The sequence below is a fragment of the Amycolatopsis sp. NPDC051371 genome (genome assembly GCF_040682155.1).
Classification (GTDB): Bacteria; Actinomycetota; Actinomycetes; order Mycobacteriales; family Pseudonocardiaceae; genus Amycolatopsis.
On the sequence record NZ_JBFBAG010000014.1, the window covers coordinates 109,891 to 128,398 of the forward strand.

Sequence of the window (18,508 nt, forward strand, 5' to 3'; positions counted from 1 at the left end):
GGACAACCGGGCTTGCCACAGCCTTTTTGTCAGGCACCGCCGGTAAACTGGGTGCGGGGGCGTCCCCCGGGGAGGGCGGGCTGCGTCAGGGGGTCCAGGTCGGTTTGTCGACACCCGGCAACCGTGTCCCGAAGTCCCAGTGCGGCTCCGCGCCCGGCAGCCCACCGGCCATCCGGACCCGCGTCAGCCGGCCGTAACCGCTGTCCACTTCCTCCGTCAAGTCGCCGAAGTCCACGTCCGCACCAGCGGGATCCTTGCGACCCAGCGAATCCAGCCACCGGCCCGTGCCCGCGAGGGACAGCCGGACCCGCCAGGTGCCGCCGTCGGTGACCTGGCGCCGCAACGCCGTCATCACCGCCGCCGCCGCGAGCCAGCCCGTTCCGTGGTCCAATGCCTGGACCGGCAGCGGCGAAGGGTCGCCGTCGGAACCGAAAGCCATGCCGTTCGACATCTGCACCAGGCTGTCGAACCCGCGCCGGCGCGCCCACGGGCCTTCCCAGCCGTACGCGCTCAAGTCCGCGATCACCAGGCCGGGTCGCAGGGAAGCCAACTCCTCCGCGCCGAAGCCGATCCGCTCCAGCGCCCCCGGGCGGAAGGACTGCACCAGCACGTCCGCCCGGCTGATCAGCTTCTTCAGCCGCGCGCGCCCGCCCTCGGTGTCCAGCGCGACGAACGCCGACCGCTTGCCCTGCCCCGTGTCGCGGACCAGCGCCTCGACACGTGGCAGGTGCGCCGCGCCGACGTGCAGCACGTCCGCGCCGTGCGCCGCCAGTACCCGGCCGGCCACCGGGCCGGCGAGCACGTGCGTCAGCTCCAGGATCCGGATGCCGCCCAGCGGCCGGTCCGAATAGAACAACGCCCGCTTCGGCGCCTCGGCGATCGGCGCCAGGTCCGCCAACGGCAGCGAAGCCACCGCCGAACCCTGCGGGTGGGCGGCCCAGTCCTCGGGCGAGCGCAGCTGGGCCGCCGCTCCCCTGGCCGACACGACGGCGTGCTCGACTTCGCGCGCGCCTCGCCCGGCGACCGCCTTGGTCACCGCCTCCCGGGTGCCGGGGACGCCGAGTCCCCAGCACACCGCCGCTTCGTGGCGCGGGTAGTTGCAGTGCAGGCGCACCCAGCCGTCGGCCGTGCGGTAGTTGCCCGAGAGCGGCGCCCAGACCGATTCGGCGCCGGCGCCGTCCACCTTCAGCAGCTGCTCGCTGTGGAACGCCGCCGCCGCGTGGCGCGTGTCCGCCGTGACGACGCCGGGCTCGATCTCGCGCAGCTTCAGCATTTCCCCGGCGGCCAGGGTCGCGGCAGCGATCGTCGCCTGCGCGGCGGCCGCCACCCGGTACGGGCCGGGCAGCACGTCTTCGGCGCCGGTCAGCTCGACCGGTCCCGGCGTCTCCCCGGTGAGGGTGTGCCAGACGCCGTCCAGGATCTCGCGCACTACGGCAGGGCCGCGACGAGCTCGGCGGGCGGCACGCGCGTGCCGGTGTAGAACGGGACCTCTTCGCGCACGTGCAGCCGAGCCTCGGTGCCGCGCAGGTGGCGCATCAGGTCGACGATCCGGTGCAGCTCGTCGGCCTCGAAGGCCAGGATCCACTCGTAGTCGCCCAGGGCGAACGACGCGACGGTGTTGGCGCGCACGTCCGGGTAGTCGCGGGCTTCCTTGCCGTGGTCGGCGAGCATCTTGCGGCGGTCGGCGTCCGGCAGCAGGTACCACTCGTAGGACCGCACGAACGGGTAGACGCAGATGAACTTGCGGGCCTCTTCGCCGGCCATGAAGGCCGGGATGTGGCTCTTGTTGAACTCGGCGGGCCGGTGCAGCGCGGTCTGGCTCCAGACCGGGGTCGACGCGCGGCCGAGCGGGGTCCGGCGGAACCCGGTGTAGGCGGCCTGGACCTGCTCGATCTCCTCGGCGTGCCACCAGATCATGAAGTCGGCGTCGGCGCGCAGCCCGGAGAGGTCGTAGACCCCGCGGACGGTGACGCCCTTGGCCTCGAGGCCGTCCAGGTACTCGGTGGTCTCGCGACCCGCGGCCCCGCGATCCTCACCCAGCCTGCCGGGTTCGATCCGGAAGACCGACCAGGTGGTGTAGCGGATGCTGTCGTTGAGCTCGTTGTGATTGACCCGCGCCATGCCTCCATCCTGTCACCGCGGCGACGCGGCCGCCGCCACGGGTCGGGGTGAGAGCACTCACGCGGAAAGGTGCGCGGCGATCCGCTGCGCGGCGGCCTCGGCCGTCGCCACGCACGCCGGCAGCCCGACGCCGTGCAGGGTCGCCCCCGCCACCGCGAGCCCCGGGACCCCGGCGATCGCCTTCTCGATCCGCTCGACCCGCTCCAGGTGCCCGGTGCCGTACTGCGGCAGGCCGCCGCCCCAGCGCGTCACCAGCGTTTCGATCGGCGCCGCCGTCACACCCGTCAGCCGCGCGAGGTCGTCGCGGACCACGCGGACCAGCTCGACGTCGTCCGCCTGCAACGCGCCCAGGTCGCCGAAGCGCCCGACCGAGCCGCGGACCAGCACCGGACCGGAACCGAAGTGCGCCCACTTGCGCGAAGAGAAGGTGAACGCCTTCGCCGCGTACGGCACGCCCGAAGCGTCCCGTTCGCCCTGGCCGATGAGGATCCCCGAAGCGTCGGGCAGCCGCGTGCCGGGCGGCAACGCCATCGCCACCACGGCCATCGACGCCAGCTCGACCTCACCGAACGCCGCCGAAGCCGCCGGCACCAGGTCGGTCAGCAGCCGCCGGGCCGAGGGCGCGGGCACCGCGAGCACGACCGCGTCGGCCTCGACCGTGTTGTCCGCGGGCGCGTGCGCGGTGGGGTTCGCGCCGATCCGCAGGCGCCAGCCGGTGCCGTGCCGTTCGATGTCGCAGACCGGCAGCCCGGTCCGCAGCTCGGCGCCGGACAGCTCGGTGAGCCGGTCGACCAGCGTGCCCAGGCCGCCGGGGACGGTGCCGAACACCGGCGCCGCCGACGGGTTCGCCGGCAGCTGCGTCTTGGCCGCCGCGGTCAGCGAACCGGCGCCCGCGGCCACCGCCGCGGCCAGGCCGGGCATGGTCGCGCGCAGGCCGAGGCCGTCCGCGCCGCCCGCGTAGACGCCGCCGAGCAGCGGGTCGACGAGCCGGTCGACCAGCTCGTCGCCGAACCGCTCGCGCAGCAGCGGGCCGAGCGGCAGGTCACCGCCCGGCAGCCGCAGCTCGGGCAGCGACGGCTCGGCCTCGACGGCCCGCCGCCCTGCCTCCGACAGCACTCCGGCCACCGACTCCGCCGACGCCGGGACGCCCATGACGGTGCCCGGCGGCAGGCCGGTCACGGTGCCGCCGGCGTGGATCTTCGCGCGCGCCTTCGTCGGGTTGACGACGTCGAGCCCGAGTTCGCGGGCGAGGCCGAGCATCTCGGGACGGCGGACGAGGAAGGCCTCCGCGCCGACGTCGTACGGGACGCCGGCCAGCTCGGCCGTGCGCAGCTTCCCGCCCGGCGTCTTCGTCTTCTCGAACACGACGATCTCGACGGTTTCGCCGAGCAGCCGCCGCAGCCGGTACGCCGCGGTCAGCCCGGAAACGCCCCCGCCGACGACGGCGACGCGCTTCACAGCTCGTGCACCAGCCCGGCCACGCGGGTCAGCACGTCGGGGTCGACGCCCGGCAGCACGCCGTGGCCGAGGTTGAAGATGTGGCCGTCGGCCGCGCGCCCTTCTTCGACGATCCGGCGGACCTCGGCTTCGAGGACCGGCCACGACGTGTGGAGCAGCGCAGGATCGAGGTTGCCCTGCACGACGGCCTTGCCGCCGAGGCGCCGCACCGCTTCGTCCAGGGGGATGCGCCAGTCGACGCCGACGACGTCCGCGCCCGCGTCCCGCATCGCCGGGAGCAGCTCGCCGGTGCCGACGCCGAAGTGGATCCGCGGCACGCCGTACGCGGCGACGCCGTCGAGGACCTTCGCCGAGTGCGGCAGCACGAATTCGCGGTAGTCCCGCTCGGACAGCGCGCCCGCCCAGGAGTCGAACAGCTGGATCGCGTCGACACCGGCGTCGAGCTGCGCGCGCAGGAACGTCAGCGCGATGTCGGCCAGGCGGTCGGCCAGCTCGTGCCACAGCGCCGGTTCCGAGTGCATCAGCGCTTTGGTGTGTTCGTGGTTGCGGCTCGGGCCGCCCTCGATGAGGTAGCTGGCCAGCGTGAACGGCGCGCCGGCGAAGCCGATCAACGGCGTCCCGCCGAGCCGTTCGACCAGCAGCCGGACGCCGTCGGCGACCTTCCCCACCTGGTCGGGCGTCAGCTCCGGCAGCGCTTTCACGGCGGCGAGGTCGCGGATCGGCGCTTCGACCACCGGGCCGGTGCCGGGGACGATGTCGATGTCGACCCCGGCGGCCTTGAGCGGCACGACGATGTCGCTGAACAGGATGGCCGCGTCGACGTCGTGCCGGCGGACCGGCTGCAGCGTGATCTCGGCGAGCATCTCGGGGTCGAAACAGGCGTCGAGCATCGGAACGCCCTCGCGCAGCGCGCGATATTCGGGCAGCGAGCGGCCGGCCTGGCGCATGAACCAGACGGGCGTGCGGGCCGGGCGTTCGCCGCGCGCGGCGGCCAGGAACGGGGCTTCGGGCAGCTCGCGGCGGCCGGACGGGGCGGCTTGCTGCGGCAGGGGCGTGGTCTGAGACATCGCCGTCAATCGTGCCACGAGCTGGGGACGGTGCTTCCATCGGCGCGCCTGCGCCCGCAACTGGGCGTGCCCGCCCTAAAGTCGAAGCGTGACCGCGATGACGCCAGTGCCCGAACTCTTCCGCGAAGCAGTTGTGGCGCTGCAGTCCGTCCGGCCCCGCCCGGAGGTGCTGCTGGAGCCGATGCGGGCGCCGCAGCGGCTCGCGCCGTGGTCGTACGCGGTCAGCTGCGAGGTGGCCGGGCCCGCGGACGTGCTGGCCTCGGGCCGGCTGGTCCTGCTGCACGACCCGGAGGGCCAAGAGGGCTGGGACGGCGTGCTGCGGATGGTCATGTACGTGCGCGCGGAGCTGGACCGGGAGCTGGCGACGGATCCGTTCCTGCCGGCGGTCGGCTGGTCGTGGCTGACGGACGCCCTCGAAGTGTCGGGCGCGAGCTGGACGGCCCTGGGCGGCACGGTGACGGAGACGTCGTCGGCCCGCTTCGGCGACATCTCCGGCCCGGCGCGGACCGACGACCTGGAGCTGCGGGCGTCGTGGACGCCGACGGACGCGGGGCTGCTGCCGCACGGGCAGGCGTTCTGCCAGGTCATGGCCAGTGTCGTAGGCCTGCCGCCGGTCGGCGTGACGCTCTTCGGGCAGCGCCAGAGCTCCTGACGGCCTCGTGGCGGCTTCTCCGACGTGCTCGGCGGCGCGCGGCCCCGGCTGTGCGGCCGTCCGGGCGATCATCGGCAACGAATCCGCAACGGTGGGTCCCTGCCGGGCGGCCTCGCGCCACCACTTGTACGGATGTGAGCAAATTTCACGTCTGCTGAACGCCGTCCAAACCAACGGGAACCCCCGGTCGGCCCCCTCGGTACGCCACCGGCAGGCGGAACGGTCCGGCCGACGACGGAACCTCGGCGGACCGCCCCGGCGTTCCTGAGGCCGTTTCACGTCTTTCGCCGGTGCCCCCGTTCGTGGACACCGCACGGTCACGCACTGCAACAAGATCAACTTGTGGCGGGCGGCCTGGAGATCGCCGTCGAAGGCCACGGACAGTCACCGTTCCGGCCTTCCGAAGGGCCCGCGGAAGCGTCTTCGCGACGTTGATCATGCCCCGCCCGGAGCCACATTTCGCCCCGCCCAGGCCCCCATCCGGACCCTCACCACTACGCGCACCGGCAGCTGCACACCTCATCTGCACGGCCATTTGGGCGCCGGTAACTTCTTTGCATCGTGTTCGCTGGGCTATCCGTTAGCAACCGGCCGTGTACTAGCCCGATCGTGTTACTACGAACCCACTGAGTGACTGTTCGTTTGAGATAGATACCCATTCGATCCCCCCGCGAAGGGCCCAGGGCGGCTACAGTGCCTTCGACGACACCACTTTCGGTCTAAAGCTGGCGCGGCTGAACGGCCGAAGGTCCCGGTGCCGGTCGGGGGGCACGACCGACTCCAGGGAGGTAGTGACGTGGCTACCGTCGGCATTTCTCAGGCCGTCCGATCCACGCCAGCCGGTGCTTTGCCGGCGAGCATGGTTCCGCACCCGCGGGAAGAGCTTTTTTCCGTGTTGGTGGTCGATGACCACCCGCTGTTGAGGGAGGCAATCGCAGCAAGACTCGCACAGATGGGTGCGGGGACAGTCCACGAAGCCGCCACGGTGGCCGAGGCGAGGGCGCGAGCACAGGCCACAGGGCCTTGTGACCTGGCGATCCTCGATCTCGGACTGCCGGACGGCAGCGGTATCGAGCTGGTTACGGAACTTCGTAGCCACGGCTGGCCGCGCGTGGTCGTACTCGCATCCTCGGACGACCCGTACGCGGTCCGCTCGGCCTTCCAGGCCGGGGCCCAGGCGTACCTGCTGAAGTCCGCGTCACCGGTCGTCGTGACCGATGGCGTGCGGCGTGTGCTCGAGGGCGGCGTCTACGCCGACCCGAGCGTGGCTCCGGTGCTGGCCACCGGGACCCGCGTCGCGGGCACCGACAACACCCCGCGCGAGCTGTCCGCTCGTGAGGTGGAGGTGCTCCAGCTGGTCGCCGACGGACAGTCCAACAAGGAGATCGGCGAGGAGCTTTCGCTCTCCGCTCTCACCGTCAAGTCCCACCTGTCCCGGATCGGGCGCAAGCTCGGCACGGGCGACCGGGCTCAGATGGTTGCGCTGGCCATGCGGGCCGGCGTCATCCGCTGACGCAGACGAACCTCCCTGCGGGGCGGGCGGACCAGGCGCGGTACGCCCGTCCCGTAGGGTCGTCAGCTATGGGAAGTGCAGAGGCCGAGGACACCGGGATGGAGATCGAGTCCACGGGCGGCCCTGTGCTGCTACGCGAGCCCACCGAGGGCACACCTCCGGTGGTCACCGATCAGTCCGCGCTGGCCGAGGCCTGCGCGCGGCTGGCCGCGGGCACCGGCGCCGTCGCCGTCGACACCGAACGCGCGTCCGGCTACCGGTACTGGCCCAAGGCCTACCTCGTCCAACTGCGGCGCGAAGGGTCCGGCACGGTCCTGATCGACCCGACCGAGCTGGACGACCTCACGCCGCTCAGAAACGTCCTCAACTCCCTGGAGTGGGTGCTGCACGCCGCCTCCCAGGACCTCCCCTGCCTCGCCGAGCTCGACCTGCACCCGGCTGCGCTGTTCGACACCGAACTCGCCGGCCGGCTGGCGGGCTACGAGCGCGTCGCGCTGGGGACGCTCGTCGAGCTGCTGCTCGGCTACACACTCGAGAAGGGGCACAGCGCGGCCGACTGGTCGAAGCGGCCGTTGCCGGTCGACTGGCTCAACTACGCGGCCCTCGACGTCGAGCTGCTCATCCAGCTGCGCGAAAAGCTGGAGGCGGAGCTGGGCGCCCAGGGCAAGCTGGAGTGGGCGCAGCAGGAGTTCGAATTCGTGCGCACGGCCCCGCCGCCGGGACCGCGGGCCGAGCCGTGGCGCCGGACGTCCGGCGTGCACAAGATCCGCAACCCGCGCGGTTTGGCGGCGGTCCGCGAGCTGTGGCAGGCGCGCGACGAGCTGGCCCGCAAACGCGACCGCGCGCCGAGCCGGATCCTGCCGGACAGCGCGATCATCAACGCGGTGACGGCCGACCCGAAGACGGTCGAGGAGCTCCAGGCGCTGCCGGTGTTCAGCGGCCGCGTCCAGCGCAAGTACACGGCGAGCTGGCTCCGGCACCTGCAGGCGGCCAAAGCGCTCCCGGCGAGCGAACTGCCATCACCGTCCCAGCCGACGGACGGTCCGCCCCCGGTTAACCGCTGGGCGGACAAAGACCCGGACGCGGCGGCCCGGTTGTCGGCCGCGCGCGCGGCTTTGACGGCGATCGCGGAGGACCGGCGGCTGCCGGTGGAGAACCTGCTGCTGCCGGACCTGGTGCGCCGCACGTGCTGGCGTCCCCCGGCGGAGACGGACGAGGAGTCGGTGGCTTCGGTGCTGCGCGCGGGCGGGGCCCGGCCGTGGCAGGTCGGGTTGACGGCCACGGCGTTGAGCAAGGCCCTCCAGACCACGGCTTCCTGACTTCCGGTTCGGCCTGTGCGGGGGCCCGCCGGAGAGCCCGACGCCTCAGCCGGTGAGTGTCGCCAGCAAGGTGTGCGCCTCGGCGCGCAACTCCTCCGTCGGCTCCGCCAACCCCACCAAGCGGACCACTCCGTCGGCGCCCTCGCGGACGTGGGCCTCGACGTCCAGTGCCGGGTCGTCGCGGCGGATCACCGCGATGCTCTCCACCAACCCGAACACCAGATCGGTCCGGATTCCCACTGCCGCGGGTGCGACACCGGAAGCCGCCACCAACTGGCCGTACGCCGCCTTCAGGTCCGCGCGCTCGGCGCGGAAGCGGGCCAGGTTCGCGGAGCCGACCTCCGGCAGCAGGTAGAGCGCGCCCAGGTTGTGGCGGGCGCCGCCGAGGAGGCGGATGTCCGCGTACGCCAGCGCCCACAGCCGGACCGCCGCCGGGGACGAGTCCGCGACGAGCCGGGCGGCCAGGTCCAGTGACGGGCGAACCGTCTCCGCCAGCAGGGCCGCGAGGATGTCTTCCTTGGCCGGGAAGTGGTAGTAGAGCGACGCCTGGCGCAGCCCCGCGCGCTCGGCTATCGCCCGTGTCGTCGTCGCCGCGTAGCCGGCTCCGGTGAACAGCTCGCCCGCCGCGTCGAGCACCGCTTGGCGCGCGTCCGGCCGGTTCGCCGCCGCGCCGCTCGCCCTGGGCCTGCCGACCCCCGCCCCTTTGACCACGCCGGTGATCTTGCCAGGTCCGCCCCGCGGACACCCGCACCGAGGTGCTGTTACACCCACATGTCGCCGTTGACGCCCGGTCCGCGCGTCCGTTAACGAGCTTCTAACGCGCCGGAGATCAAGAAACCGTGCCGTGGCCCTAATTTCTGTCGTGCGATCGAAACCAAGTCAGGAGCCCGCATGTCCGACGAACTCGCCGCCTTCGGTTACCGCCAGGAGCTTCGCCGGTCGCTGGGCGGGTTTTCCGCCTTCGCCGCCGGTTTCTCGTTCGTCTCGATCCTCACGACCGTCTTCCAGCTCTTCGGCTTCGGCTACACCTTCGGCGGCCCGCTCTTCTTCTGGACGTGGCCGGTGGTGCTCGCCGGCCAGCTGCTCGTGGCCCTGACCTTCGCCGAGCTCGCCGCGCGCTTCCCGCTCGCCGGATCCGTGTACCAGTGGGCGAAACAGCTCACCCGCGGCTTCCTCGGCTGGCTCGCCGGCTGGATGATGCTGCTCGGCTGCGTCGTCGCGCTGGCGGCCGCGGCGATCGCGCTGCAGATCGTGCTGCCGTCGGTGTGGGACGGCTTCCAGCTCCTCGGCGGCGACCCCTCGGTGACGTCGCCGTCGGGTGCGGCCAACGCCGTCGTGCTCGGCACGCTGCTGCTCGTCTTCACCACCGCGGTCAACGCCGGCGGGGTGCGGCTGATCGCGCGGATCAACGACGTCGGCGTCGCGGCCGAGCTGCTCGGCGTCGTCGTCCTCATCACCGGCCTCGCCCTGTTCGCGGTCCGCGGGCCGCAGGTGGTGCTGCACGACGCTCCCGGCACGAGCGCCGGGATCGGCGGTGTGCTCGCGTCGGCGCTCATGGCGGCGTACGTCCTCTACGGCTTCGACACCGCCGCGTCGGTCGCGGAGGAGACGAAGAACGCGCGACGGACGGCTCCCCGCGCGGTGCTGCGAGCGGTGCTCGTGTCCGGGATCGGCGGCCTGGCCGTGGTGATCACGGCGCTGATGGCCGCACCGAGCCTCACCGACGGGCAGCTCGCCGGGCACGGCCTGCCGTACGTGATCACCGCCGTCTTCGGCGACACCCTCGGCCGGATCTTCCTCGCCGACGTCGCGATCGCGGTGGTGGTCTGCACGCTGACGATCCAGACCGGCACCGTCCGGCTGATCTACGCGATGGCCCGCGACCGCGCGCTTCCCGCCTCCACCCGACTTTCGTCGGTGAATCCGCGCACGGGGACACCGGTCGCGCCCGCCCTGGTGTCCGGCGGGCTCGCGATCGGGCTGCTGCTGCTCAACGTCGGAAACCCGACGCTGTTCAGCACGATCACCGGGACGTCGGTGGTGGTCGTCTACCTGGCCTATCTGCTGGTCACCGGACCCTTGCTGGTGAACCGGCTGCGCGGGCGCTTCCCCGCCGAGCCCGGGTTGTTCTCCCTCGGCCGCTGGGGCGTCCCGGTGAACGGCGCGGCCGTCCTCTACGGCATCGCCATGATCGTGAACATCGCCTGGCCCCGCCCGGAGATCTACGACGTGACCGGTTCGGGCGCCCCCTGGATGCTCTTGTTCCCGATAGAGTTCGTCGGCGGCGCACTGGTGATCGGCCGGCTCTGCTGGCTGCGGCTGCGCCCCGCTCCCGCCCTCGAACCCGCGCTCTGAGAGAGGACGTCCATGAGCACCACCGCCACCCCCTACGGCGCCCGCGACCACGCCCGCGCCCAGGCCGGCACCGTGGTCGAAACGATGCCGTCGATCCCGGCGAGCACGTGGCCGGCACCGCCACCCGAGGTCGCGCCCGAGGCGCTGACCTGGGCCGAGACGGTCGCCGGCGGCGGGTACACGCACAAGGTGCTCGCGCGGGGCACCCGGTTGCGGTTGACCGACATCGACGGTGACGCCTGCGCGCACCTGCTGTTGTTCAACGCCGACGGGCCGTGGGAGCGGCTGAACGTCGCGGACACGGTGAAGGTGCAGTGGAACGCCTACCTGGGCGCGAAAGTGGCACTGCTCTCGGACCAGGCCCGCGTGCTCGCCACGATCGTCGCGGACTCGAGCGGGCGGCACGACGCCCTGTGCGGGACGTCCACTGTGGACGGCAACACCGAGCGCTACGGCGACGGCGCCCCGCAGGGCCCCTCCCCCGCCGGGCTGCCGCTGTTCACCTTGGCGGCGGCCAAGAACGGCCTCGGGCCGCGGGACCTGCCGCCGAGCCTGTCGTTCTTCCAGGGGGTGCGCGTCCAGCCGGACGGCGGCCTGGACTTCACCGGGTCCGCGGGCGCGGGGCGGTCCGTCGAGCTCCGGATCGAGCTCCCGGCGATCGTGCTGATCGCCAACGTGGCGCACCCGGTCGACCCGCGGCCGGGCTACACCGTGACGAACCTCGAAGTCCTCGCCTGGCGCGATCGTCCATCCACTCCGGACAGTCCGGAGTGGACGTACTCGCCGGAGGCGCAGCGGGCCTTCGAGAACACCGCCGACCACCTCACTGCCCGGGGGATCGCATGAGCACGGCGTACCGGTCCCAGCTGACGCTGACGTTCGACGTCGCCGCGCGCGCCCCGTTCTCGACGGTACTCCGGCGCGGGCAGGAGCTGGCGATCATCGACCTCGGCGGCAACCAGGCCGTCGACTTCCTCTGCTACGACGCGAACGACACGGCGAAGCGCTACAGCGCGGCGGCGACGATCGCCGCGCAGCGCAACATCTTTCTCACCACCGGCAGCGTCCTGCGCACCCAGGAGGGTGCACCGCTGCTGACCGTCGTCGCCGACACGTGCGGGCGCCACGACACGCTCGGCGGCGCGTGCAGCAAGGAGTCCAACAGCCTCCGCTACGGCCAGCACACCCGCTTCCAGCACGCCTGCGTCGAGAACTTCGTCAGCGAGGGCGCGAAGTGGGGGCTGGGCAAGCGTGACCTGGTCAGCAACGTCAACTGGTACATGAACGTGCCGGTCGAAGAAGACGGCGCCCTCGGCATCGTCGACGGGATCTCCGCACCGGGCCTCGAAGTCCGGCTGCGCGCCGAGACCGACGTCCTCGTGCTCGTGTCGAACTGCCCGCAGATCAACAACCCCTGCAACGGGTTCGACCCGACGCCGGTGCGTATGGTCGTCACCTCCCCGGGAGGTGGCGCGTGAGGCTGCTCGTCGCCAACCGCGGCGAGATCGCCGTCCGGATCCTGCGCACCGCCAAGGAGCTGGGCCTCGAGACCGTCGCCGTGTACTCCGACGCCGACCGCCTCGCCCCGCACGTGCGGCTCGCCGACCGGGCCGTGCGGCTCGGGCCGGCACCCGCCGCCGAAAGCTACCTGCGGGCCGGCGCGATCGTCGAGGCCGCGCTCCGCACCAGCTGCGACGCCGTCCACCCCGGCTACGGGTTCCTGTCCGAGGACGCGGCGTTCGCCCGGTCCTGCGAGGACGCCGGGCTCGCGTTCGCCGGGCCGTCGCCCGGGCACCTGGAGGTGTTCGGCAGCAAGCACACCGCGCGCGACGCGGCGGTCGCCGCGGGCGTTCCGCTGCTCGCCGGCACCGGCCTGCTGTCCGATGTGGACGAAGCGGCGGCCCGCGCCGCGGAAATCGGCTACCCGGTGATGCTCAAGGCGACCGGGGGCGGCGGCGGGATCGGGATGCGCGCGTGCGCGACGCCCGGGGAGCTGCGCGAGGCGTGGGACACCGTGCGGAACATCGCGGCCAAGAGCTTCGCGAACTCCGGGGTGTTCCTGGAGCGGCTGGTGCGACGCGCCCGGCACGTCGAGGTCCAGGTGTTCGGCGACGGCTTCGGCGAGGTCCTGGCGCTCGGCACCCGCGACTGCTCGCTGCAGCGGCGCAACCAGAAGGTCGTCGAGGAGTGCCCGGCACCGGACCTGCCCGACACCGTCCGGAAACAGCTCGTCGACTCGGCCGTCGCGCTGTGCTCGTCGGTGCGGTACCGCTCGGCGGGCACGGTCGAATACGTCTATGACCCCGAGCGCGAAGAGGCCGCGTTCCTCGAGGTCAACACGCGGCTGCAGGTCGAGCACCCGGTCACCGAGGCGGTGTACGGCGTCGACCTGGTCGCCTGGATGCTGCGGCTCGCGCAGGGCGACCGCGGGATGTTCCGCGCGGTACCGGTCGCGCGCGGGCACGCCGTCGAAGCACGGGTGTACGCCGAAGACCCCAGCGCCGGGCACCGGCCCAGCGCGGGGCTCGTCACGCGGGTCACGCTGCCTCCGGACGCGCGGGTCGACACCTGGGTCGAGCCGGGCACCACCGTCACCACTCACTACGACCCGCTGCTGGCCAAGGTGATCTGCACCGGCGCCGACCGCACCGAGGCGCTCACGCACCTGCGGGACGCGCTCGACGTGACCCGCGTCGACGGCGTCCGGACCAACCTCGGGCAGCTGCGGGCGGCGGCCGCCGACGCGGCGTTCGGCGCGGTTACCCACGATACGTCCACTTTGGACGGTATCGAAGACGCCGAACCCCGGATCGAGGTCGTGCGCGGCGGGACGATGACGACCGTGCAGGACTGGCCGGGCCGCACCGGCTTCTGGCACGTCGGGGTACCACCGAGCGGCCCCATGGACGACCTCTCGCTGCGGCTGGGCAACCTCGCGCTCGGCAACCCCGAAGGCGCGCCCGGCCTGGAGTGCACTGTGGACGGCGTGACGCTCCGGTTCTCGCACGCCACCCAGGTGTGCGTCACCGGCGCGCCGGCGAAGGTGCTCGTCGACGGTGCCGAGATTCCTCTGTGGACCCCCGTCGAGGTACCCGCCGGGGCCACGCTCGACGTCCGGGCGTGCACCGCCGGGCTGCGCGGCTACGTGCTGGTCCGCGGTGGCGTCGACGTCCCGGCGTTCCTCGGCAGCGCGGCGACGTTCACCCTGGGCCGGTTCGGCGGGCACGGCGGCCGCGCGCTGGCCGCGGGCGACGTCCTGACCCCCGGCCCGATGCCCGCGGACCCCGTCGTCGGCCCGGTGACCGACCGTCCGGACTTCCCGTCGCACTGGACGGTCGGAGCGCTCGAAGGACCCCACGCGGCACCGGAGTTCTTCACGCCCGAAGACGTCGACACGTTCTACGCCACCGACTGGCAGGTGCACTTCAACTCCGCCCGCACGGGTGTCCGGCTCGTCGGGCCGCGGCCGGAGTGGGCCCGGGCCGACGGCGGCGAGGCCGGCCTGCACCCGTCGAACATCCACGACACGCCGTACGCGATCGGCGCCGTCGACTACACCGGCGACCTGCCGATCCTGCTCGGCCCGGACGGGCCCAGCCTGGGCGGGTTCGTCTGCCCGGCCACGGTCGCCACCGGCGAGCGGTGGAAGCTCGGGCAGCTGCGCCCGGGCGACACCGTGCGGTTCGTGCCGATCGACACCGACCACGCGGCGGTGCTGCGGCGGCGCCCGGCCACCGCGGTGACGTCGACGAGGCAGGGCCGCCACGACGGCGGTGTCCTGGGACGGCAACCGTCCGAGGGCGAAGAGCCGTCCGTCACCTACCGCCGCAGCGGGGACGACAACCTGCTCGTCGAGTACGGCGAGATGAAGCTCGACCTGGCGCTGCGGATGCGGGTGCACGCGCTCGGGGAACGGCTCGCCGCCGAGGGCGTGCCGGGGATCGTCGACCTGACGCCGGGCATCCGGTCGCTGCAGGTGCACGTCGACCCGGACGCGCTGCCCGTCGAGAAGGCGCTCGGCCTGGTGCGCGAGCTGGAGCGGGACCTGCCGCCGACCGCCGACCTCGAGGTGCCGAGCCGCAGCGTCCGGCTGCCGCTGTCGTGGGACGACCCGGCGACGCGCGAGGCGATCGAGCGGTACATGACCGGCGTGCGCGACGACGCGCCGTGGTGCCCGTGGAACATCGAGTTCATCCGGCGGGTGAACGGACTGTCCAGTGTGGACGACGTCTACCGGACGGTGTTCGACGCGGAGTACCTGGTGCTCGGCCTCGGCGACGTCTACCTGGGCGCGCCGGTCGCGACGCCGCTGGACCCGCGCCACCGGCTGGTGACGACGAAGTACAACCCGGCGCGGACGTGGACCGCGGAGAACTCCGTCGGCATCGGCGGCGCGTACCTGTGCATCTACGGCATGGAGGGGCCGGGCGGCTACCAGTTCGTCGGCCGGACCGTGCAGGTGTGGAACAGCTGGCACGGCGGCGACCGGCCGTGGAACCTGCGGTTCTTCGACCGGATCTCCTGGTACCCCGTGTCCGCGGACGAACTCCTGGAGCTGCGCGCGCAGAGCGCGTCCGGACAGCTGGACCTGGACACCAGCGACGGCACCTTCAAGCTGGCCGAGTACCAGGAGTTCCTGGCCGGCAACGCGGACGCCATCGCCGGGTTCCGGGCGACGCAGGCGGCGGCGTTCGAGGCGGAACGGCGGGCGTGGGCCGCGGCGGGCGAGTTCGACCCGAAGCCGGAACCGGTGACGCGGCCGCCGAAGCGGGTCGAGGCACCGCCGGGCGGCCACGTCGTCGAGGCGCCGTTCGCGGCGACAGTGTGGCGAGTAGACGTCGCGGCGGGCGAACGCGTCGAGGACGCGCAGTCGCTGGTGACGCTGGAAGCGATGAAGACGGAGGCGCGGATCCCCGCGCCGGCCGACGGCGAGGTGGTCGAAGTGCTCGTGTCCCCCGGTGACCAGGTCGCCCCCGGAACGCCGTTGGTGGTGCTCGGATGAGCACCGCCGACGCACGCTTTTCCGCGGAGGCGGCATCGAACACCGCCGACGCACTCTTTTCCGCGGAGGCGGCATCGAACACCGCCGACGCACTCTTTTCCGCGGAGGCGGCATCGAACACTGCCGAAGAGCGCGTCCGCGCCGCGTACCGGCGGATCGAGCGGGTCGACCGGCCGGAGATCTGGATCGACCTGCGGCCGGAAGCCGAGGTGCTGGCCGAGGCCGCCGCGCTGGAAGAACGCGGGCTGCCGCTCTACGGCAAGCTCGTGGCGGTCAAGGGCAACATCGACGTCGCCGGGCTGCCGACGACCGCGGGCTGCCCGGCTTACGCCTACCAACCCGAAGCCGACGCGCCGGTCGTCGCGCGCCTGCGGGCCGCCGGGGCGCTGGTGCTCGGCACGACCAACCTCGACCAGTTCGCGACCGGCCTGGTCGGGACGCGCAGCCCCTACGGCGCGGTCCGCAACGCCGTCGACCCGGCGTACGTCTCGGGCGGATCGAGTTCGGGGTCGGCGGTGGCCGTCGCGCTCGGCATCGTGGATCTCGCCCTGGGCACCGACACCGCGGGCTCCGGACGGGTGCCGGCGGCGTACAACGGGATCGTCGGGCTCAAGCCGACGCCGGGGCTGCTGCCGACCGAGGGCGTCGTCCCCGCGTGCGCGAGCATCGACTGCGTGTCGCTGTTCGCGCGGACGGTCGAGGAAGCGTCGTTCGCGTTGACCTGCCTGGCCGAACCCGCGCAAGTCCACCCGGGACGGTTCCGGCTGGGCGTGCCCGATCAGCTGGGCCCGCTGGAAGCGGGCTGGGCGGCGGCGTTCGAGGCCACCGTCGAGGAATACGCCGCGGCCGGCGCCGAAGTGACCACTGTGGACATGTCGGCTTTCCTGGAAGCGGCGCAGCTGCTGTACGGCGGCGCGTTCGTCGCCGAGCGGTACACCGCCGTCGGCGAGTTCCTGGACGGGCACCCGGACGCCGTGGACCCGGTGGTGCACGGCATCATCACCGGCGCCCGTGACATCCGGGCGCACCGGCTGTTCGCCGACCAGCGGACCCTGGCCGGGCTGCGCGCCGAAGCACTCGCGGTGCTGGCCGGCGTCGACGCGCTCCTGACGCCGACGACGACCGAGCACCCCACGATCGCCGCGGTGGCCGAGGATCCGATCGCGGTCAACGCACGGCTGGGCCGGTTCACCAACTCCACCAACCTGTTCGGCCTCTCGGCGCTGGCGGTCCCGGCCGGCACGGTGGCCGGGCGCCCGTTCGGCGTGATGCTGGTCGGCGCCCCGCACGACGACCTGAAGCTGGCCGCGCTCGCCGGGTTGCGCGGCGAGCGGGTGCCGATCGTGGTGGTCGGCGCGCACCTGCGCGGGCAACCGCTGAACCACGAGCTGACGTCCCGGGGCGGCCGGTTCGTCTCTTCGGTGTCCACGTCGGCGTCCTACCGGTTGTACGCGCTGGACACGGTGCCGCCGAAGCCCGGGCTGGTGCGCGTCGAGTCCGGCGGCGTCGCGATCGCGGCCGAGGTGTGGGACCTGCCGGTGCGGGGTTTCGGCGAGTTCGTCTCGCGGATTCCCGCGCCGCTGGCGATCGGCAAGGTCGAGCTGGCCGACGGCTCGCGCGTGTCCGGCTTCCTGTGCGAGCCGGCGGCGACGGAAGGCGCGGAGGACATCTCGGCGAAGGGCGGGTGGCTGGCCTACCTGGGATAAATCGCGTGCGGACCGGTGGCGCGCCCCGCACACTGGGGCCGTGAACACCCTGCCTTGCGGCCATCCGGGCCGCATCGGCACCTTGCGCCTCTGCCCGCACCTGGCTGTCGAAGAACCTCCTCCGTCCACCCGTCACCTGATCGGCGTGGGCACGCGCTACGACCTGATCTGCGCGTCCTGCACACCGGCCGCGCTCATCGAAGTCTGCGAGAGCTGCGCTGATCGGGCCGACCAGCGGAGTTATCCCTCGGGCTGGCACGGCGAGCCCGAAATCCTGGTGCGGGACAAGGAACTCATGGGCTTCTGGACGTCCCGCCCCTGTCCGGTGCGGCCGGTGAACGACGGCTGCCTGGCGCCGATGCCCGACGGCTGGCTCGCGCTCACCGAAGAGGGATTCGTCCGGATCGACGGTGACGACCAGTGGCTCGTCAGACCGGTCGAGCTGCCGGCAGAGACCTACCAGGACATCCGGGACTTGCCCGACCGGCCACGCCGCGGTCTGCACACCTCCCGGGACGGTCGCTTCGCGGCGGTCGTCTCGGACTACGGCCAGTTCGCCACGGTCGTCGACCTGCAGGAGTGGTCGACCGTGCTCGACCTCGACCGGGAGTGGGCCGACAACGAGTTCACCCGGTTCCCGCTCGCCTTCCTCGGCAGCGGCGAAACGGCTCGCGTGATCGCGGGCACCGACTGGAACCGGCTCGACGCGTTCACGCTGCCCGGCGGGGAGCTGCTGACCGACCGCGAAACCGCGGCGCCGGACCGCGGCGAGGAGCCTCCCGAGCACTACCTCGACTACTTCCAGGGCGCGCTCCACGTGAGCCCGTCCGAGCGAGCGTTGGTCGTGGACGGCTGGGTCTGGCACCCGATCGGTGTCGCGATGGTCGTCGACCTGGCCGCCTGGCTCGGCGGCGACGTCCACGCGGCCGAGCACGGGCGGGACCTGACCTCGCGGGAATGGGTGTGGGACCGGCCGATCGCGTGGCTCGGCGACACGACCGTCGCCGTGCAGGGCCTGGGCGAGAGCCACACCCGGATGCTCGACGGCGTCGAACTCCACGACGCGGCGACCGGCCGCCGGACGGGGATGTTCGCCGGGCCGGTGGGACCGATGTGGGGCTACCGCGGATCGCTGTACGTCACCGCCGAAGCCGGCTTCGAGGTCTGGGACCCGGTCGCGGGCGCCCGGATCGGCTTCGCCGAGGGTTTCCGCCCCACCGCGCACGACCCCGCGACCGGCTCGTTCGCCGAACTCCGTAACGATCAGCTGAGGATCTGGGCGGCCGTCGGATAACAACGCTCGTTCCGGGGCAGG

At 72.7% G+C, this 18,508-nt stretch carries 14 protein-coding genes; 9 read left to right on the forward strand and 5 right to left on the reverse strand.

The window, feature by feature from the left end:
* Window positions 1-85: 85 nt before the first annotated feature.
* Genes AB0M59_RS19280 through hemE form a run of 4 tightly spaced genes read right to left on the reverse strand, consistent with a single transcriptional unit; the run spans window position 86 to window position 4,646 of the window.
* Window positions 86-1,429 (reverse strand): CoA transferase, encoded by a 1,344-nt coding sequence (locus AB0M59_RS19280; RefSeq protein WP_364616697.1) that lies wholly within the window; start codon window positions 1,427-1,429, stop codon window positions 86-88.
* Window positions 1,429-2,121, reverse strand: coding sequence for a hydrogen peroxide-dependent heme synthase (gene hemQ / locus AB0M59_RS19285; protein ID WP_364616698.1), 693 nt, complete (start codon window positions 2,119-2,121; stop codon window positions 1,429-1,431). The genes AB0M59_RS19280 and hemQ overlap by 1 nt, the downstream gene beginning before the upstream one ends.
* A gap of 57 nt (window positions 2,122-2,178) precedes the next feature.
* Window positions 2,179-3,579 carry a protoporphyrinogen oxidase gene (gene hemG, locus AB0M59_RS19290; RefSeq protein ID WP_364616700.1) on the reverse strand — a complete coding sequence of 467 codons (1,401 nt, stop codon included), beginning with the start codon at window positions 3,577-3,579 and terminating at the stop codon, window positions 2,179-2,181.
* Window positions 3,576-4,646, reverse strand: a complete 1,071-nt coding sequence (gene hemE / locus AB0M59_RS19295; RefSeq protein WP_364616702.1) for a uroporphyrinogen decarboxylase — start codon at window positions 4,644-4,646, stop codon at window positions 3,576-3,578. Before hemE ends, hemG begins: the two co-directional genes overlap by 4 nt.
* A gap of 88 nt (window positions 4,647-4,734) precedes the next feature.
* Here hemE and AB0M59_RS19300 point away from each other — a divergent pair, with 88 nt between their 5' ends.
* The 3 genes from AB0M59_RS19300 to AB0M59_RS19310 all read left to right on the forward strand — a co-directional run bounded on the left by AB0M59_RS19300 (window position 4,735) and on the right by AB0M59_RS19310 (window position 8,130).
* Entirely contained in the window at window positions 4,735-5,298 is a 564-nt protein-coding gene (locus AB0M59_RS19300) for a DUF3000 domain-containing protein (protein WP_364616704.1), read from the forward strand.
* Between the two features lie 796 nt (window positions 5,299-6,094).
* On the forward strand, window positions 6,095-6,811 hold the full coding sequence (locus AB0M59_RS19305; RefSeq protein WP_033261886.1) for a response regulator transcription factor: 717 nt from the start codon (window positions 6,095-6,097) through the stop codon (window positions 6,809-6,811).
* A gap of 68 nt (window positions 6,812-6,879) precedes the next feature.
* Window positions 6,880-8,130, forward strand: coding sequence for a ribonuclease D (locus tag AB0M59_RS19310; RefSeq protein WP_364616706.1), 1,251 nt, complete (start codon window positions 6,880-6,882; stop codon window positions 8,128-8,130).
* Window positions 8,131-8,175: 45 nt separating this feature from the next.
* On the opposite strand, the gene AB0M59_RS19315 is transcribed toward AB0M59_RS19310, so the two are convergent.
* A complete protein-coding gene (locus AB0M59_RS19315; RefSeq protein WP_364616708.1) occupies window positions 8,176-8,841 on the reverse strand; it encodes a helix-turn-helix domain-containing protein in 666 nt (221 codons plus the stop codon).
* Window positions 8,842-9,021: 180 nt separating this feature from the next.
* Here AB0M59_RS19315 and AB0M59_RS19320 point away from each other — a divergent pair, with 180 nt between their 5' ends.
* The 6 genes from AB0M59_RS19320 to AB0M59_RS19345 are packed head-to-tail and all read left to right on the forward strand — an operon-like array spanning window position 9,022 to window position 18,487.
* Window positions 9,022-10,485 (forward strand): amino acid permease, encoded by a 1,464-nt coding sequence (locus tag AB0M59_RS19320; RefSeq protein WP_364616710.1) that lies wholly within the window; start codon window positions 9,022-9,024, stop codon window positions 10,483-10,485.
* Window positions 10,486-10,497: 12 nt separating this feature from the next.
* Window positions 10,498-11,331, forward strand: coding sequence for an urea amidolyase associated protein UAAP1 (locus AB0M59_RS19325; protein WP_364616712.1), 834 nt, complete (start codon window positions 10,498-10,500; stop codon window positions 11,329-11,331).
* The gene (locus AB0M59_RS19330) at window positions 11,328-11,963 is read left to right on the forward strand and encodes an urea amidolyase associated protein UAAP2 (protein ID WP_364616714.1); all 636 of its coding nucleotides are present in this window, start codon (window positions 11,328-11,330) and stop codon (window positions 11,961-11,963) included. Before AB0M59_RS19325 ends, AB0M59_RS19330 begins: the two co-directional genes overlap by 4 nt.
* The gene (gene uca / locus AB0M59_RS19335) at window positions 11,960-15,487 is read left to right on the forward strand and encodes an urea carboxylase (protein ID WP_364616716.1); all 3,528 of its coding nucleotides are present in this window, start codon (window positions 11,960-11,962) and stop codon (window positions 15,485-15,487) included. The genes AB0M59_RS19330 and uca overlap by 4 nt, the downstream gene beginning before the upstream one ends.
* Window positions 15,484-17,193: an allophanate hydrolase gene (locus AB0M59_RS19340; RefSeq protein ID WP_364616718.1), complete on the forward strand. Its 1,710-nt coding sequence runs from the start codon at window positions 15,484-15,486 to the stop codon at window positions 17,191-17,193. Before uca ends, AB0M59_RS19340 begins: the two co-directional genes overlap by 4 nt.
* 40 nt (window positions 17,194-17,233) lie before the next feature.
* Complete coding sequence (locus AB0M59_RS19345; RefSeq protein ID WP_364616720.1) at window positions 17,234-18,487, forward strand: hypothetical protein; 1,254 nt, start codon at window positions 17,234-17,236, stop codon at window positions 18,485-18,487.
* The last annotated feature ends 21 nt before the right edge of the window (window positions 18,488-18,508 follow it).

Coding starts and splice junctions, on each gene's coding strand:
- hemQ (WP_364616698.1), bottom strand. CDS start 2,121: ATGGCGCGGGTCAATCACAACGAGCTCAACGACAGCATCCGCTACACC.
- hemE (WP_364616702.1), bottom strand. CDS start 4,646: ATGTCTCAGACCACGCCCCTGCCGCAGCAAGCCGCCCCGTCCGGCCGC.
- AB0M59_RS19310 (WP_364616706.1), top strand. CDS start 6,880: ATGGGAAGTGCAGAGGCCGAGGACACCGGGATGGAGATCGAGTCCACG.
- AB0M59_RS19320 (WP_364616710.1), top strand. CDS start 9,022: ATGTCCGACGAACTCGCCGCCTTCGGTTACCGCCAGGAGCTTCGCCGG.
- AB0M59_RS19325 (WP_364616712.1), top strand. CDS start 10,498: ATGAGCACCACCGCCACCCCCTACGGCGCCCGCGACCACGCCCGCGCC.
- AB0M59_RS19330 (WP_364616714.1), top strand. CDS start 11,328: ATGAGCACGGCGTACCGGTCCCAGCTGACGCTGACGTTCGACGTCGCC.
- AB0M59_RS19340 (WP_364616718.1), top strand. CDS start 15,484: ATGAGCACCGCCGACGCACGCTTTTCCGCGGAGGCGGCATCGAACACC.